Raw genomic sequence first — 16,952 nt, forward strand, 5'->3', positions numbered from 1 at the left:
AGCGTGTGTCCTAGATGAGCCGTTCGCAACTACCATTGAATGCCTTGCGCGCCTTCGAGGCCGCTGCCCGTCACGCGAGTTTTACGCACGCTGCCGAGGAGCTTCACGTCACCCAGGCGGCCGTCAGCCATCAGGTAAAGGCGCTCGAGGAGAGGCTCGGCGTCGCGCTGTTCGTGCGCCGTCCGCGTGGTCTCGAGATCACCAGCGAGGGCGAGGCGCTGCTGCCGGATCTGCGCGATGCCTTCGACCGCATGACCAACGCGCTGGAGCGGGTCGGCCGCAAGGCCAACTCCGGCACGCTGAACGTGAGCCTCGTCACGACCTTCGCGCTGGGTTGGCTGGTGCCGCGCCTGCATCGCTTCCAGGCCAAGCATCCGGAGATCGAGGTGCGCATGACGACCAGCCAGAAGCGCGTCGACTTCGCGCGCGAGGATGTCGACTGCGCGATCAGGTTCACGGTGCAGCCGGAGCCCGAACTGCATGCAACGAGGCTGTTCAGCGACGTGCTGACGCCGCTCTGCGGCAAGCGCTATCATGACAAGCTGAAGACATTCGACGACCTGAAGCGCGTGCCCTTCATCGACATGACGCACGATCCCGAATGGCCGATCTGGCTGCGCGCCGTGGGCCTCGGCGACTTCAAGCCCAAGCGCGTGCTCACCTTCGATTCGACGATGATCGCGGTGGAGGCGGCGATGGAAGGTGCGGGTGTGGCCGTCGGTCCGCCACAACTCTTTCGCGAGGAGTTGTCGGTGGGGCGGCTGTTCCAGCCCTTCGAGCAGATCGTCGACAGCGGCAAGGCGTGGTGGTTCGTCTGTCCGCCCGCATCGGTGAGCCGTCCCAAGACCAAGGCCTTCGAGGAATGGCTGGTCGAGGAGCTAGCCGCACCGCAGGCGCGGAGCGCGCGCCCGGCCCTTACCGCGACCGGCCGCCGCTAGGACGCTCCCGAAAAATTCTAATGGCTAGAGGGTCAGTCGGACGGGTAGCGGTGCTGCCCGCCAAAGACGTCCTCGACCGTCAGGGCGCCGGGATCCTCGGCCAGATAGGAGGGTCCGACGGGGACCTTTCCGTGACCGCCGGGCACGTCCAGCACGTAGGTCGGCTGGGCGAGCCCGGAGAGCCGCCCGCGCAGGGCTTTCATCAGCATCTGTCCCTCCGCGATCGACACCCGGAAGTGGCCGGTGCCGCGCACGAGGTCGGGGTGATGAAGGTAGTAGGGCTTCACCCGGGCGGTCACGAGCGCGCGCATCAGCTGCTCCAGGGTCTCGACGGTGTCGTTCACGCCCTTCAGCAGGACCGTCTGGCCCATCAGCGGCAGGCCGGCGTCGGCCAGCCGCGCCAGGGCGGCGCGGGTCGAGGGGGCGAGTTCCCGGGCATGATTGCAGTGAACGGCCAGCCAGACGGCGACCCGGCCGGGCTTGAGTGCCCGCACGAGTTCGTCGGTAACCCGCTCGGGATCGACGATCGGCACGCGGCTGTGCAGGCGTACGATCGCCACGTGCGGGATGGCATCGAGCGCCGCCATCAGTTCGGCCAGGCGGCGTGGCGCCAGCATCAGCGGGTCGCCGCCGGTCAGGATCACTTCCCAGATTTCCGGCCGGCTGCGGATATAGGCGAGGGCTGCCGCCAGCTCTTCGGCCGACAGGGCCTCGCCGCCCGGGCCCACCTTCTCGCGGCGGAAGCAGAAGCGGCAATAGACCGGGCAGACATGGAGCGGCTTCAGCAGCACCCGGTCGGGATAGCGATGGACGATGCCTTTCACGGGCGACCGCGCCTCGTCGCCGATCGGGTCGGCCAGCTCGCCCGGCGCGATCTCGGCCTCGGCGCCGCTCGGCACGAACTGCCGGGCGATCGGATCGTCGGCCAGGCGCGAGCGGTCGATCAGTGCGACCATCTCCGGCGTGATGGCAATCGCCATCGCCTGCGCGGCGTCCTGCAGCCGCGGATCGGGCGACAGGAGGCCCTCGCGTTCCAGGGCGTCCAGGGAGCGCAGCGTCGGCATGGCGGCGTGGAGATAGGCGGCAGCGCCGCTTGAGTCCAGCGGCTGCTCAGGTCCGGCGCCCCTCAGGTCCAGCGAGCCGTATCGGTGCGGTCGACGGCGGTCAGAAGCGTCGCGGTGGACACCACGGTCCAGTCGCAGAGGTCGTAGCGGCGGCTGAGCTTGTCGCGGACCGCCGCCTCGACCTCGCCTTCGGGCAGCTTCGAGCGCTCCCACATCGCGAGATTGGGCCGGCGGGTCAGCAGCAGGCTGCGCACGCCGCTGTGCAGCCCGGCGCCCGTCACCTCGTCCGGGCCGGCGCCGGTACGGTCGCCGGTCGCCTGCCAGAGGCCGATCACCTGCGAATCGTAGGCGCCCTCGAAGCCCGGCCACGCGGCGGCGCAGAGATCGAGGAACTCCGGCCAGTTCGGTTCCGGCACGGCGAACCAGCGGAAGGCGTAATTGCCCTGGCGGGTGGGCGGCACCATATCGGTCGGGCGAAGCGTCGGCGTCAGGACCTCGCTTGTTACCGCGCGGATGTCGTCGGACTTCGCCAGCAGCGTGCGTTCGGCGGCCGCCGCCGTGATCCCCTGCGGCCAGACGCTGATCGCCTGAACCTCGTCGCGCGGGCGGCCGATCTGGCTGCGCCAGGCGCCATAGAGTTGGCCACCGGCCTCGGCGATGCGTCGTGCGCCGTCGCCGGACAGCCGATCGGCCACGGCCTGCCATCGACGCGGCGCGGCGTCGATGCGGTGATGAACGAAGGTGGCGCTCAAGCTACTTCGGCTTTGTGACGGCTGAGCGTGAAGCCTTCGTAGCCGCCGGCCGTGACCTCGTCGCAGCGCTTCTTGTAGCGATCGAAGCCGCCGACATAGGGCATGAACACGCGCGGCTTGCCGGGAATGTTGGCGCCCACGTACCAGGAATTGGCCAGCGGATAGAGGGTGCTGTCGGCCACCGCGTTGACGTGCTCGACCCACTGGGCCTCGGCCTGCGGCGACGGCTCGATGCGGTCGAGCTGGTGCTTGCCGAGATGGCCGAGCGCATCGGCGATCCAGTCGACATGCTGCTCGATCGACGCGATCATCTGCGTCTTCACGCCGGGGCTGCCGGGACCTGTGACGACGAACATGTTGGGAAAGCCCGAGACCATCAGGCCGAGATAGGTGAGGGGGCCGCCCTCCCAATGGTCGGCCAGCACCGCGCCGTCGCTCGTCCGGATGTCGATCTCGCGCAGCGCGCCGGTCATGGCGTCGAAGCCGGTGGCGAAGACGATGGCGTCGAGCTCGTACTCTTTCTTGCCCGTACGCACGCCCTTCTCGGTGATCTCCTGGATCGGGTCGCTGCGCACATCGACCAGCACGACGTTGTCGCGATTGTAGGTCTCGTAATAGTTCGTATCGAGGCAGAGCCGCTTGGTGCCGATCGGGTGATCCTTCGGCGCCAGCAGCTCGGCCGTCGCCTTGTCCTTCACGATGCCGCGGATCTTGTTGCGCGCGAACTCCGAGGCCGTGTCGTTGGCCTCCTTGTTCACCAGCAGATCGGTGTAGGTGTAGAGGTAGCTGATGCTGCCGCCCTCCTGCCACTTGGACTCGTAGGCGGCGTTGCGCTCCTGCTCGGTGGCTTCGAGGGCCGACTTGGTCGGCCGCGGGTAGCCGCCGATCGCGAAGGGCGTGTCGTAGGCGGCGCGCCGGCGGGCCGGATACTCGGCCTTGTGGCGGCTCTCGCGCTCTTCCTCCATGGGCGCGTTGCGCGCCGGCAGGCTGAAATTGGCGGTGCGCTGGAAGACATGCAGATGTTTGGCCTGCTGCGCGATCAGCGGGATCATCTGGACGCCCGAGGAGCCCGTGCCGATGACGCCGACCCGCAGCCCGGTGAAGTCGACACCCTCATGCGGCCACAGGCCCGAATGGTACCACTTGCCCTTGAAGCTCCCGATGCCCTTGAAGTCGGGCACGCGCGGCGTCGAGAGATTGCCCGCCGCCATGATGCAGTAGCGCGCGCGGATCTCCTCGCCCTTCTCGGTGCGCAGCGTCCACTCGTTGGCCTTGCCGTCGAACAGCGCCGACTTGATCCGTGTGTCGAGCTGCACGTCGCGGCGCAGGTCGAAGCGGTCGGCGACATGGTTGATGTATCTCAGGATCTCGGGCTGCGTGCCGTAGCGCTCCGGCCACTTCCACTCCTGCTGCAGCTCGTCTGAAAAGCTGTACGAATATTCTAGGCTCTCGACGTCGCAGCGCGCGCCCGGATAGCGATTCCAGAACCACGTGCCGCCGATGCCCGATCCTGCTTCGTAAGCCCGGACCTTGAGGCCGAGCTTGCGCAGCCGGTGGATGGCATAGAGGCCTGCCAGTCCGCCGCCGACGATCGCCACATCGAGGGGGGCGACATCGAGCGGGCGAGGCGCGGGGGTGTGGGAAGCATCGGGCATGGCGGCGGGTCCTGGTTGAATTTTTGCTCTGCGAGCGGTGTCCGACGGGCTGCGCGATCAGCGTCGACCCGGTCGCCTGCTTTGGCAAGAGCGTCGAGCCCGCATGCGGAACTGGTAGTGCGCCATGCAAGGCACGCGTTGCTGCAAATCCATGTTCTCGCGCGAAGATCGTTGGCCCGCCGATTGTTTCGGCACTATTCTTTTTTCATGACAACAGCGCGAAACCCCGGTTGAGAACGGCAGGATAGGTCGTGGATCAGTCGGTGCCGCCGCCCGCCGTGAAAACGCCGCCAGAATCGCCCGCCGTTGGCGTGATGCCTCGTGGACGGCTGAGCCGAACGTCCGGCATCGTGCGCGTGCTGCTGCGTCCGCGCTTCATCGCGATCGCCCTCGTGCTGCTCGCCGCCGTCGCCTATGGCGGCCGCGAGCTCCACCTGCGTCTCACCCATGTCTACGAGTACGACGCCCGCGTGACCGCCGACATCGTGACGGTGTCGAGCCGCGCCGAAGGTTGGATCGTCGAGCTTCCGGTGCGCGAGGGCCAGCGCGTCGAGGCGGGCCAGACCCTGGTGAAGATCGACGACCGCGCGGCCAAGCTTCGCGTCGACGGCTTGCGGGCGCAGATCGAAGGCGTGCGGGTCGAACGGGCGAGACTGCGGGCCGAGCGCAAGCTCGACCAGAATCAGGCAGATGCCGCGATGCGCACTCGCACCTCGACCATCACGGTCCGCGAGAAGGCACTGGCCGCCTTGAATGCCGACCTCGATTTCGCCAGGCTCGAACTCGACCGCAGCCGGACGCTGTTCGCCAGCAAGGTCGTCAACGAGCGGCAGCTCCAGGTGGCGCAGGCGGCGGTCACGAAGCTCGAAATCCAGATCCTGCAGCTCCAAGCCGAGCATGAGCAGGCCGAGGGCAGCCTCGGCGAGGCGCGGGTCGGCCACGACCGGCTGGGCATCATCGACGCCCAGATCGAGGCGCTGACCCATCAGGTCGCGGTGCTGGCCGCGCAAATGCGCCAGCAGCAGGTCGATGTCGAGGACCGCACGATCAAGAGTCCGATCCCGGCCGTGATCGACCGCACCTTCACCTTGCCGGGCGAATATGTGGCCGCGGGACAACGCATCCTGCTGCTGCACAATCCGGACGAGGTCTGGGTCGAGGCCAACATCAAGGAAACCCAGGTCGGCAAGCTCAAGCTTGGCCAGGCCGTGCGCGTCTCGGTCGACGCCTATCCCAACGACACGTTCGTCGGCCGCGTGGGTCGCATCGGCAGTGCCACGACCGCGCGCTTCGCGCTGCTGCCGACGCCCAATCCGTCGGGCAATTTCACCAAGATCACGCAGCGCGTGCCGGTGAAGATCGACATCGTCCAGATGCCGAAGCCGCTCACGCCCGGCATGATGGTCGAAGTCGAAATTGACATTCGCTGACTCTCTGAACGCTGGGGGCGCGCCACTCCAGTGGCGCGATCTTCCTCTTTCGCCAGATATGACGCGCCACTGGAGTGGCGCGCCCGCGGCGCCATGAGCGCCGCCGCCGTTCCCCTTCAGACCGCCGCGGCACTCACCGAGCGCTACGGTCCTTCCTATCGCTGGCTGGTCACCGTCACCGGCATGATGGGCGTCGTTTCCATGGTGCTCGCCATGACCACGGTGAACGTGGCGGTGCCCGACGTGATGGGCGCCTTCGGCATCGGCCAGGACAAGGCGCAATGGATGTCGTCGGCCTATATGGCGACGATGACGGCCGGCATGCTGATCAACGCCTGGGTGAGCGGCATCCTGGGCGAGCGCCGCACTTTCGTGGGCGCGCTGTTCTTCTTCTCGGTGGGCGCGCTGATGGGCGGCTCGGCGCCGACCGAGGATGCGCTGATCTTCGCCCGCGTCCTGCAGGGGTTCAGCGCCGGCATCGCCCAGCCGCTGGTCATGGCCACGATCTTCACCGTCTTCCCGCCGGAGCGCCGCGGTATGGCGATGGGCGTGTTCGGTCTCGGCGTCGTCTTCGCGCCGGCGATCGGGCCGACCCTGGGCGGCCTGATGATCGAATACTTCTCGTGGCGCTACGTCTTCTTCATCTCGCTGCCCTTCTGCGTCGTCGCGGCCGTCCTCGGCATGGTGTTCATGCCGACCCGGCCCATCCCCAAGGTCATCCCGCCCTTCGACTGGCTGGGCTTCGCGCTTCTCTGCACGGCGCTGCTGGGGCTGATGACCGGCATCGCCGACGGCCAGCGCGAGGGCTGGAGCTCCGACACCATCGTGTTCCGGCTGGTCCTCGGCGCCGTGGCCACGGTCGCCTTCGTCTGCTGGGAGCTCTATACGCCGCGGGCGCTGCTCGACGTGCGCATCTTCGGCAATGTCGAGTTCGCCGCTGCCGCCCTCATCGCCTTCATCTTCGGCGCCGGCATGATGGGCTCAACCTACATCATCCCGGTCTTCGTGCAGACCATCATCGGCTTCACGCCGCTGCTGGCCGGGCTGATGATGATGCCGGCTGGCATCATGCTGGCCTTCATCTTCCCGCTGGCCGGGCGGCTGTCGGACGCGATGCCGGCCTCGACCATGATCATTGGCGGGCTGATCCTGTTCGCCGCCGGCTTCGCCTGGATGACGACCGCCGACATCGACACGACCTTCTGGACGCTGGTCTGCATGGTCATGGTGTCCCGGCTGGGGCTGGGCTTCATCAACCCCAGCCTCAACGCCTCGTCGCTGAAGGCGCTGCCGGCCGACAAGGTGCGCCAGGGCTCGGGCGTCGCCAACTTCATGCGCCAGCTCGGCGGTGCTTTCGGGATCAACCTGATGGTCGCCTTCTTCGAGATCCGCACCCGCTTCCATGCCGACGCGCTGACGGCGACGCAAGACTGGGGCAACCGCACGACCGACCGCATGCTCACCCAGGTCGAGCACCTGATGCAGAAAAGTGGCCTGCCGTTCCAACAGCAGAAGGCGGGCGCCCTCGAATATCTGGCCACGATGCTGCAAAGCAACGCGCAGATGATGGCGTTCTCCGATACGTTCATCGTCGTGGGCGTGGTGGCGCTTCTGGCCTTGTTTCCCGCGGCGATGCTGTCGCGTTCGCAGCGCCGGTCGCGCCGATGAGTCACACGATGCGGCTCTTCTTGTCGCCCCAGTAACGGTCGCGCAGCAGGCGCTTGTAGAGTTTGCCGGTCGGCAAGCGCGGCAGCTCGTCTTCGAAATCGACGGAGCGCGGCACCTTCTGCCGGGCCAGATGCTGGCCGCAGAAGGCGATCAGCTCCTCGGCGGTGGCGCTCGTCTTCGGCACGTCCGGCATGAGCTGGACGACGGCCTTCACCTCCTCGCCGAGATCGGCGTTGGGGACGCCGAACACCGCCGCGTCGGCCACCTTGGGATGGGTGATCAGCAGGTTCTCGCATTCCTGCGGGTAGATGTTCACGCCGCCGGAAATGATCATGAAGGTCGCGCGGTCGGTCAGGTAGAGGTAGCCGTCCGCATCGACATAGCCGACGTCGCCCACCGTGCTCATCGTGCCGTCCTCGGAGCGCGCCTCGCGCGTCTTGGCGGGGTCGTTGAAATACTCGAACGGCGTCGCGGTTCTGAACCACAGGGTCCCGGCCGTGCCGGTGGGCAGCGGCTTCATGTCATCGTCGAGCACGTGCAGTTCGCCCAGGAGGACGCGTCCCACCGTACCCTTGTGCGCCAGCCATTCCTGCGAGTTGCAGGCGGTGAAGCCCAGCCCCTCGGTGGCGCCGTAATATTCGTGGATGATCGGGCCCCACCAGCCGATCATCTGTTCCTTCACCTGGACCGGGCAGGGCGCCGCCGCATGAATGGCGATCTCCAGCGAACCGAGGTCGTACCGCTTCCGCGTCTCCTCCGGCAGCTTCAGCATCCGCGAGAACATCGTCGGCACGAGCTGGCTGTGCGTGACGCGATGCTTTTCGATGAGCTGCAGGTAATGCTCGGGGTCGAAACGCTCCATGATGATCACGGTGCCGCCCATGCGGATCGTGAGGTTCACCGCCGCCTGGGGCGCCGAATGGTAGAGCGGCGCCGGCGAGAGGTAGATCATGCCTTCGCGGTACTGCCAGAGCTTCAGCAGGAAGGAGAAGATCGGCAGGAGCTGCGACGGCGCCTGTTCGGCCAGCGGCCGTACGATCCCCTTTGGCCGTCCCGTAGTGCCGGACGAGTAGAGCATCGCGGTCCCGAGCGACTCGTCGGCGATCGGCGTCGCGGGCAAGCCGGTCGTCTCTTGCGCGAGATTGACGATCTTCGCGCGGCCGGCCGATCCGCCACCGGGCCCGTCGACGACGATGCAGAGCGCGATCCCCGGACAGTGCGGCAGGGCCGCGAGGGCCACGTCCCGCTTGGCCTGGGAGGTGATCAGCACTTTCGAGGCGCTGTTGTTCAGGATGTAGGCAAGCTCTTCGGCCGTCAGGAACGAATTCACGCACGTGTAGTAGGTGCCGGCGCGTTCGCCGGCGGTACAGCACTCCACGTAGCGCGCGTTGTTTTCCATGAAGATCGAATAGTGGTCGAGCCGCTTCACGCCATGGGCGCGCAGCAGGTGCGCCAGCCGGTTGCTGCGCGCTTCCAGCTCGCCATAGGTCACGGTCTCGCCGCTGCCGGCCATGATCACCGCAGGATGGGACGCCTGCGTCGTCGCATTTTTGCCCGGGTACATTTTGTTTCCTCCGCCGAAACTATAGACGGCGTACCGGGGCTGCGCCAAAGTCCACGCATGCTCGATTCATCGCTCAAGTCCAAAATCATGGACGAAGTCGATCGCCGCTTCGACGATCAGACGAACGTACTGGCCGACCTGGTACGGATTCCCTCGACCCGGTTCCAGGAAGCCCCGGCGCAGGACATGATGGCCCGCCTCTTCAAGGAGGACGGGCTCGGCATCGATCGCTGGCAGGTCAAGATCGACGACCTCAAGCACCTGCCGGGCTACTCGCCGCATTCGCTGGATTACGACGATGCCTGGAACGTGGTCGGCGCCTGGCGGCCGTCCAATCCGAAGGGCCGGTCGCTGATCCTCAACGGCCATATCGACGTGGTGCCCGAGGGGCCGCACGAGATGTGGACGCGCAATCCCTACGACGCCTACGTCAAGGACGGCTGGATGTACGGCCGCGGCTCGGGCGACATGAAGGCCGGGCTGATCCTGAACGTCTTCGCGCTGCGCGCGCTCCGCGCGCTGGGCTACATGCCGGCGGCCGACGTCTATCAGCAGTCGGTGGTCGAGGAAGAATGCACCGGTAACGGCGCGCTCGCCTGCCTGCAGCGCGGCTATCGCGCCGAGGCGGCGCTGATCCCTGAACCGTCGGGCTGCACGCTCACCGTGGCGCAGGTCGGCGTCATGTGGTTCCAGGTCAAGGTCACCGGCCACCCGGTGCATGTCTACAAGGCCGATGCCGGCTCGAACGCCATCGAATCGGCCTTCCGTCTGATCCAGCAGCTGCGCGAACTCGAGAAGAAGTGGAACGCGCTGAAGGCCCACGACAAGCACTATTGCGACCATCACCATCCGGTGAACTTCAACGTCGGCAAGATCGCGGGCGGCGACTGGGCCAGTTCGGTCCCGTCCTGGTGCACCTTCGACATGCGCGTCGGCGTGCTGCCGACACAGACGCTCAAGGAGTGCCGGCAGGAGGTCGAGGACACGATCCGTCAGGCCGCGGCCAACGATCCCTTCCTCGGCAACAACCTGCCGACGGTGAGCTGGGAAGGCTTCCAGGCCGAGCCCTACGTGCTCAAGAACCACGAGCATGTGCGCGACGTCCTGGCCGAGGCGCACAAGACGGTGTTTGGCGCGGAACTCGACGACCGCCGCACCACCGGCACGACCGATGCCCGCTTCTTCGGCCTCTATGCCGGCCTGCCGGCGCTGGTCTATGGGCCGCAGTCCGACGACGTGCACGGCTTCGACGAGCGGGTGAACATCGAGTCGATCCGCAAGATCACTCAGTCGACGGCGCTGTTCATCGCCGAATGGTGCGGCCTGGAGAAGGTCTAGACCTCATCGCCGTCGTATGACGAGGGCACTTCCCCTTTGCGGACTCCGCAAAGGGGAAGAGTTTGAGGATCACGCAGCGATCGCCTGTTCGGCGGGCGAGTAGGCAAGGCCGAGGCTTGCGGCGGCCGCCTTGTGCGTCAGCCGGCCGCGATGGACGTTGAGGCCTGCCGCGAGATGCGGGTTCCCGGCGAGGGCGGCGAGGCCCGTGGCGGCCAGAGCGAGGCCGAAGGGCAGGGTCGCGTTGTTCAGCGCCTCGCTCGAGGTCACCGGCACCGCGCCCGGCATGTTGGCCACGCAATAGTGGATGATGCCGTCGACCTCGTAGGTCGGTTCGGCATGCGTGGTGGCGTGCGAGGTCTCGAAGCAGCCGCCCTGGTCGATGGCGACGTCGACGATCACCGAAGCCGGCCTCATCGATTTGAGCATCGCCTTGGTCACCAGCTTGGGGGCGGTGGCGCCGGCCACCAGCACGGCACCGATCACGGCGTCGGCCGAGAACACTTCCTGCTCGATGGAGTCGATCGTCGAATAGCGCGTGCGGACCCGGCCCTGGAACAGGTCGTCTAGCTCGCGCAACCGCGGCAGCGAGCGGTCGAGCACCGTGACTTCGGCGCCGAGGCCTGCGGCCATGCGCGCGGCATGCGTGCCCACGACGCCGCCGCCCAGTACGACGACATGGGCCGGCTTGACGCCCGGCACGCCGCCCAGCAGCAGGCCGCGGCCGCCGCGATGGCGCTGCAGCGCGCCGCCCGCCGCCTCGATCGAAAGTCGCCCGGCGACCTCGCTCATCGGCGCCAGCAGCGGCAGGCCGCCGCGAGGATCCGTCACGGTCTCGTAGGCGATGGCGGTGCAGCCCGAGTCGAGCAGGCCCTTGGCCTGTGCTGGATCGGCGGCGAGATGGAGATAGGTGAACAGGATCTGGCCGGAGCGCAGTTGCGCCCATTCGCCGGGCTGCGGCTCCTTCACCTTCACGATCATCTCGGCGGTCGAGAAGATCTCGGCGGCGGTGCCGGCGATGCGGGCACCCGCCGTGCGGTAGACCTCGTCGCTTGCTCCGATCCCGGCGCCGGCGCCGGTCTCGACCACGACCTCGTGGCCGGCATGGACGTATTCGCGGACCGCGCCGGGCGTCAGCCCGACGCGATATTCATGCATTTTGATCTCTTTCGGCACACCGACGCGCATAGGACAAATCTCCAGGCTGTTTCGGGTGTCATCAAACCAAGGAAGGCGGGTTTGTTTCCCGGCATTCTGAAGATGAATTGTGTCTCTCCTGCCGAAATTCTACGTTGAACCGCGAAAGCACGCAGGATTCCGCACATGCATCTCGACAAGATCGACGCCACCATCCTGTCGGAGCTGACGGAGAATGCCCGCGTCAGCCAGGTCGAGCTTGCCGCGCGGGTCGGCCTGTCCGCCACGGCAGTGGCGAGGCGGCAGCGCGCGCTCGAGGAGGCGGGCCTCATCCGCGGCTATCAGGCCGTGCTCGATCTCGGCCGCTTCGGCCTGGGCACGACGGTGGTGGTGCGGATCACTCTGGAGAGCCAGAGCGACGAGGCGCTGAAAGCGTTCGAGGCGGGAGTGCTCGACTGCCCCTCGGTGGTGCGCTGCTTCCTGATGTCGGGCAGCGACGACTATGTCGTGATCGTGCTGGCGCGCGACATCGAGGATTTCGAGCGCATCCATCGCACCGAACTCTCGCGCCTGCCGCGGGTCGCCCGGCTGGAATCGAGCTTCGCGCTGCGCGAGGTCGTGGCTCGCGCCGTCCCACCGTCGGTGTTCGGCAAGTCCGCGCGAGGGGCTCAGCGCAGGCGGCGCGCCGAGGCATAGACGCCGATCGCCACGCCGCCCAGCACGACCGCCACGGCCACGAGGCGCTCCCCGGACAGCGGCTCGCCGGTCAGGTAGGCCGAGATGGCGATCGCTGCGCAGGGCACGAGCAGGCTGACGGGGCCGACCTTCGCGGCGGGATAGGTGCGCAGCAAGGTGCCCCAGATCAGGTAGCCCAGCCACATCACCGGAACGACCGTGTAGAAGAGTACGAACCAGCCAAGCCAGGTCGGCGCGAGGATCGGCGCGGCGAGCGCCGCCGGCCCGTCGAGCACGAGGGACGCGAGCGCCAGGGGGATCGGCGGCAGGACGCTCGCCCAGACGGTGACGGCGAACATCGAAACGCCGCGGGCCGAGCGGAAGACGAGATTGCCCAGCGCCCAGGTGAAGGCCGACATCAGCGCCAGGCCGACGGCGAGCAGCGGCGTGTCGTCCGAGATCGAGCGTGCGAGCAGCACGACGCCGGCGACCGCGACGGCGAGGCCGAGCCACTGCCCCCGCGTCGCATGCTCGCGCAGCAACAAGGCGGCCAGCACGACGGTGAGCGGCCCCTGGAGCTGCACCAGCACAGAGGTGAGTCCGGGCGGCAGACCCGCGCCCATGGCGAAGAACAGGAAGACGAACTGGCCGGCGAACATCAGGCCGCCGATCCCGGCGAGCGCCGCCCACGATACGTTGGGCTTCGGAATGAACAAAGCCGGCAGCGCGCCCAGCAGGAAACGCCAGGTCGCAAAGGCGAAGGGCGTGAACTCGTCGAGGCCGAACCGGATGACCGTGAAGTTCAGCCCCCACATCGCCACGATGAGGAGGGCCGCCGCTAAGTGCGTCGGGCTCATGCCCGACGCAGGGGATGCAGCGGGCTCAAGTGCCTACAGCCAGACCCACGGACGCGAGCTCTTGTCCGAGGACTGCCACGCCTCGATTTCGTCGCGCCGCGACATGGTGAGCGCGATGTCGTCGAGCCCGTTCAGCATGGCGTGCTGGCGCCTGGCATCGACCTGGAACGGGATGGTGCGGCCGGTCGGCGAGATCACCTGGCAGTTCTCGAGGTCGACGGTGATGCGCGCGTTGCCGGGCGAGGCTTTCATCTCGTCGGCGAGCTGCTCGATCTCGTGGATCGGCAAAGCCACCGGCAATAGCCCGTTCTGAAAGCAGTTGTTGTTGAAGATGTCGCCGAAGTAGGGCGCGATCACCGCCTTGATGCCCATGCCCTTCAGCGCCCACACCGCGCCCTCGCGGCTCGAGCCGCAGCCGAAATTCTCCCGGCTGAGGATGATCGGCGCATCGCGATAGGGCGTCTGGTTGAAGATGCAGTCCGGATCCTCGCTGCCATCGGGCTTGAAGCGGATCTGCTCGAAGGCATAGGGCCCGAGCCCCTCGCGCGTCACATTGTCGACCAGCCGCTCGATGCGGATGATCAGGTCGGTGTCGACGTTCTGGCGCATCAGCGGCGTGGCGACGCCCGTCACCTTGGTGAACTTGTCCATCCTGAGTCTCCTCCTACCACCTCATCCTGAGGAGCGCGTGCAGCGCGCGTCTCGAAGGATGGGCAACAATCGTGGTGCTCGTTCTCACCCTTCGAGGCGCTACGCGCTCCTCAGGGTGAGGTCTTGCGTTACATCTTTCTCACGTCGGCGATGGCGCCCTTGATGGCGGCGGCGGCGGCCATGGCGGGGCTCGCGAGATGGGTGCGCGCGCCGGGGCCCTGGCGCCCGACGAAGTTGCGGTTGGAGGTCGAGACGCTGCGCTTGCCGGGTGGCACCCTTTCGCCGTTGGAGGCGAGGCACATCGAGCAGCCGGGTTCGCGCCATTCGAAGCCGGCGTCGGTGAACACACGGTCGAGGCCCTCGGCCTCGGCCTCGGCCTTGATGCGCACCGAACCCGGCACGACCCAGGCGGTGACATGGTCGGCCTTGTGGCGGCCCTTCACGATCTCGGCGGCGGCGCGGAGGTCGGAGATGCGGCTGTTGGTGCAGGAGCCGATGAACACCCAGTCGACCTGTGTGCCCTCGATCGGCTTGCCGGGCTCGAGCCCCTGATACTGGAGCGCCGCTTCCCAGGCGCCGCGCTTCTCTTCGGGACCGGTGCGCGGATCGGGGATGGCGCGATCGACGGCAATGACATGCTCGGGGCTGGTGCCCCAGGTGATCTGTGGCGCGACGTTCTTCATGTCGATCGTGTGCTCGCGATCGAACTCGGCATCGGGATCGGTCGGCAGGGAGCGCCAGTGTGCGACGGCGCGGTCCCACATCGCGCCCTTCGGCGCATAGTCGCGGCCGTTCAGGTATTCGTAGGTCGTGTCGTCGGGCGCCACCATGCCGGTGCGCGCGCCCATCTCGATGGTGAGGTTGCAGAGTGTCAGCCGCGCCTCGACCGGCAGCGCCCGCACGGCAGAGCCCGCATACTCGACCGAGTAGCCGGTGCCGGCGGCCGTACCGAGTTCGCCGATCAGGTGAAGGATCATGTCCTTGGCCGTGACGCCCGGCATCAGCTTGCCCTCGAAGCTGGCGCGCATACGCTTGGGCTTGCGCTGCACCATGGTCTGCGTGGCGATTACATGCACCAGCTCGGACGAGCCGATGCCGAAGGCCAGCGCGCCCATGCCGCCATGGGTGGAGGTATGGCTGTCGCCGCACACCAGCGTCGTGCCGGGAAGCGTCAGCCCCTGCTCGGGGCCCATCACGTGCACGATTCCCTGGCCGTCCTGGCCGAGGTCGAACAGCTTGATGCCGTAGGCGCTGGTCGTTTCGCGCATCGACTTGATCAGCGGCAGGCCCGGCGGATGGGTATGTTCCGTGCGGCCGGGCCTGGTCGACATGGTGTGGTCGGGCGTGCCGTAGATCAGGCGCGGCTGCACCGGCGGATAGCCTTTATCGATGGCTTCCTTCAGCGCCTTGCCCCCCGACATGTCATGGAGCAGCAGGCGATCGATGTGCAGCAGCACGAAGCCGTTGCCGAGATCGGTGATGACGTGGCTGTCCCAGATCTTGTCGAACAGGGTCTTGCCCATGGGTTTGGCCTCTGGGTGTGGGGTTTCCGCCGGAGGCGGATATCAGCACCCGGCGAGCCGCGCCGCCAGCCCTTCGCGATCATCGTCGCGCAGTAGTTCCGCAGACGCATACCACGGCGATATTCCGAGCCTCGGTCCCCAGAGCCAGTCTGCGATACGGGGCAGCAGGATCACGGTCGGGATGCCGAGCGCCGCCGCAGCATGAACAGGCCAGATGTCGTCGCCCACGACCAGGCGACAAGCCGCGATCTCGTCGGAGGTGCGCACGAGATCGAGCCCGGCGAGGGCCGGGGGCGGTTCGGCGGCGGTGAACCATCCGATGCGCGACGAAGGTTCGGGCGTGCGTCTTAGCCTGGCGGACGGCGGCGGCGCGTCGCTCGTCCAATTCAGGAGGAGTGGCAGGCTGCGCAGCGGAGCGGCGGCCGCGAACCCTTCCAGGGATTCGCCACGTCGTACCGTGGGACCGTCGAGCCAGTCGGCGAGGGTCGCGCTGCATTGCACGCTGGCCTCGACCCCGCGCGCCAGCATCAACGTATCGCGCAGGGCGGCGTCGCTCTCGATGTCGGCCTGCTCGGGATAGAGCAGCAGACGGCCTTCCAGCGATTCGCCCTGCCAGCGCGGCAGGTCCGGCGTGTAACGCTCGCCCGGGATCTCCAGCCGCGCCTCGTAGTCGGCAAGCCCGCGCCACCAGTCGCCCTGGCGCAGCATCAGCTCGCCGCGCCGCAGCCTGATGCGCGGTTCGTTGGGTTGGCTGACCAGCGCCGTTTCGAGATCGGCAAGGGCACCCGCCCATTCGCCGCGCGCGACCAGAAGCTCCGCCCGGGCGCTGAGCGCCGGCAGCAGCCGATGGTCGATCGACAGAGCGAGATCGTAGGCGCGCTCGGCTTCCTCGGTCCGCCCCAGGGCTTCTAGGGTGCGGCCGGTATTGTGCGAGATGGCGGCGTCGTCCGGCTTCAGCCGCGCGGCCTTGGCGAGGGCGGCCAGCGCCTGTTCGTGCCGGCCGAGCTGGATCAGGCAGCCGGCGAGGTTGGTCTGGGCCGAGACGTCGCGCGGCAGGAACTGGGCGGCGCGCTCCAGCGGCTCGCGAGCCTCGGCGAATCGGCCCAGCTTGAGCCGGAACTGGCCCAGCAGATGGAGGGCCTGGCCCATGTTGGGCCGCGCCTCGACGATGCGGGCGAACATCTCTTCGGCGGACGCGAAATCGCCTGCCGCCGCCCGCTGAAGGGCGTCGCGGCCGAGGGCCTGGATCTGCTGGTCATTGAGCGCCACGCGGCGGCTCTAGCAGAGCCGCGCCGGCTGGCAAAGAAGAACGGGCAAGAAAAAGCCGGCGGTCGCAAGGGAGGCAGGGGCGACCGCCGGCCAGGTACCGGAGTGGGATGGTCCCGTGCAGGGTATGAAACGGGACCCCTCCGGATTCGGATGTCAGCCGCGCCAGAAGGGCTTGTTCGCCTCGAACTGGACGTCGGTCGGGCTGATGCCCAGATCACGCATCGTGCGGTAGTCGAGGTTGGCAAGCTCGCGGCGCTGCCGGGCGCGCTCGCGCCACGTCGCCAGGATCTGACCGAAGGCGGTGAAGGTGCCGGCCATCGAGGCCTGCGAAGAATACTGGAGAGATATGTTGGCCATCGAACTGTTCCCGAAAGGGTTGAACTCTGTTGGCGTGGATGTGCGCCCGGGGGGCCCCCTTTACAAACGACCCTTTG

At 67.5% G+C, this 16,952-nt stretch carries 15 protein-coding genes; 5 read left to right on the forward strand and 10 right to left on the reverse strand.

Annotation, left to right across the window (positions count from 1 at the left end; translation table 11 throughout):
- The first annotated feature begins 14 nt into the window (after positions 1-14).
- Complete coding sequence (gene gcvA / locus ACQY78_RS17305; protein ID WP_428677060.1) at positions 15-938, forward strand: transcriptional regulator GcvA; 924 nt, start codon at positions 15-17, stop codon at positions 936-938.
- A gap of 32 nt (positions 939-970) precedes the next feature.
- Here the strand turns inward: gcvA and ACQY78_RS17310 are convergent, their stop codons facing one another.
- From ACQY78_RS17310 to ACQY78_RS17320, 3 genes are all read right to left on the reverse strand, one after another.
- Complete coding sequence (locus tag ACQY78_RS17310) at positions 971-2,002, reverse strand: lysine-2,3-aminomutase-like protein (protein WP_428677062.1); 1,032 nt, start codon at positions 2,000-2,002, stop codon at positions 971-973.
- 62 nt (positions 2,003-2,064) lie between these two features.
- Positions 2,065-2,754 (reverse strand): hypothetical protein, encoded by a 690-nt coding sequence (locus ACQY78_RS17315; protein WP_428677064.1) that lies wholly within the window; start codon positions 2,752-2,754, stop codon positions 2,065-2,067.
- Positions 2,751-4,409: a flavin-containing monooxygenase gene (locus tag ACQY78_RS17320; RefSeq protein WP_428677065.1), complete on the reverse strand. Its 1,659-nt coding sequence runs from the start codon at positions 4,407-4,409 to the stop codon at positions 2,751-2,753. The genes ACQY78_RS17315 and ACQY78_RS17320 overlap by 4 nt, the downstream gene beginning before the upstream one ends.
- A 251-nt stretch (positions 4,410-4,660) precedes the next feature.
- Here ACQY78_RS17320 and ACQY78_RS17325 point away from each other — a divergent pair, with 251 nt between their 5' ends.
- Together ACQY78_RS17325 and ACQY78_RS17330 are read left to right on the forward strand one after the other, a co-directional pair.
- Entirely contained in the window at positions 4,661-5,839 is a 1,179-nt protein-coding gene (locus tag ACQY78_RS17325; RefSeq protein ID WP_428677067.1) for an HlyD family secretion protein, read from the forward strand.
- A 93-nt stretch (positions 5,840-5,932) separates the two neighbouring features.
- Positions 5,933-7,507, forward strand: a complete 1,575-nt coding sequence (locus tag ACQY78_RS17330) for a DHA2 family efflux MFS transporter permease subunit (RefSeq protein ID WP_428677069.1) — start codon at positions 5,933-5,935, stop codon at positions 7,505-7,507.
- 1 nt (position 7,508) lies between these two features.
- Here the strand turns inward: ACQY78_RS17330 and ACQY78_RS17335 are convergent, their stop codons facing one another.
- Entirely contained in the window at positions 7,509-9,071 is a 1,563-nt protein-coding gene (locus tag ACQY78_RS17335; protein WP_428677070.1) for an AMP-binding protein, read from the reverse strand.
- 57 nt (positions 9,072-9,128) lie between these two features.
- Between ACQY78_RS17335 and ACQY78_RS17340 the strand changes: the two genes are divergently transcribed.
- Positions 9,129-10,409 carry an ArgE/DapE family deacylase gene (locus ACQY78_RS17340; RefSeq protein ID WP_428677072.1) on the forward strand — a complete coding sequence of 427 codons (1,281 nt, stop codon included), beginning with the start codon at positions 9,129-9,131 and terminating at the stop codon, positions 10,407-10,409.
- 69 nt (positions 10,410-10,478) lie between these two features.
- On the opposite strand, the gene ald is transcribed toward ACQY78_RS17340, so the two are convergent.
- A complete protein-coding gene (ald, locus tag ACQY78_RS17345; RefSeq protein ID WP_428677074.1) occupies positions 10,479-11,594 on the reverse strand; it encodes an alanine dehydrogenase in 1,116 nt (371 codons plus the stop codon).
- Positions 11,595-11,729: 135 nt separating this feature from the next.
- On the opposite strand from ald, the gene ACQY78_RS17350 reads away from it, so the two are divergent.
- Positions 11,730-12,239, forward strand: a complete 510-nt coding sequence (locus ACQY78_RS17350; RefSeq protein WP_428677075.1) for an Lrp/AsnC family transcriptional regulator — start codon at positions 11,730-11,732, stop codon at positions 12,237-12,239.
- On the opposite strand, the gene ACQY78_RS17355 is transcribed toward ACQY78_RS17350, so the two are convergent.
- The 5 genes from ACQY78_RS17355 to ACQY78_RS17375 all read right to left on the reverse strand — a co-directional run bounded on the left by ACQY78_RS17355 (position 12,212) and on the right by ACQY78_RS17375 (position 16,875).
- Positions 12,212-13,075, reverse strand: a complete 864-nt coding sequence (locus tag ACQY78_RS17355) for an EamA family transporter (RefSeq protein ID WP_428677076.1) — start codon at positions 13,073-13,075, stop codon at positions 12,212-12,214. The genes ACQY78_RS17350 and ACQY78_RS17355 overlap by 28 nt on opposite strands.
- Before the next feature lie 33 nt (positions 13,076-13,108).
- Entirely contained in the window at positions 13,109-13,726 is a 618-nt protein-coding gene (gene leuD / locus ACQY78_RS17360) for a 3-isopropylmalate dehydratase small subunit (RefSeq protein WP_425068949.1), read from the reverse strand.
- 128 nt (positions 13,727-13,854) lie between these two features.
- The gene (gene leuC, locus ACQY78_RS17365) at positions 13,855-15,249 is read right to left on the reverse strand and encodes a 3-isopropylmalate dehydratase large subunit (protein WP_428677078.1); all 1,395 of its coding nucleotides are present in this window, start codon (positions 15,247-15,249) and stop codon (positions 13,855-13,857) included.
- A gap of 42 nt (positions 15,250-15,291) precedes the next feature.
- The gene (locus ACQY78_RS17370; protein WP_428677080.1) at positions 15,292-16,518 is read right to left on the reverse strand and encodes a tetratricopeptide repeat protein; all 1,227 of its coding nucleotides are present in this window, start codon (positions 16,516-16,518) and stop codon (positions 15,292-15,294) included.
- A 153-nt stretch (positions 16,519-16,671) separates the two neighbouring features.
- Complete coding sequence (locus tag ACQY78_RS17375) at positions 16,672-16,875, reverse strand: DUF1127 domain-containing protein (RefSeq protein WP_428677081.1); 204 nt, start codon at positions 16,873-16,875, stop codon at positions 16,672-16,674.
- Positions 16,876-16,952 lie beyond the last annotated feature (77 nt).

Origin of the sequence: Reyranella sp. (assembly GCF_965279625.1) — a bacterium.
In the GTDB taxonomy this organism is placed as follows: domain Bacteria; phylum Pseudomonadota; class Alphaproteobacteria; order Reyranellales; family Reyranellaceae; genus Reyranella.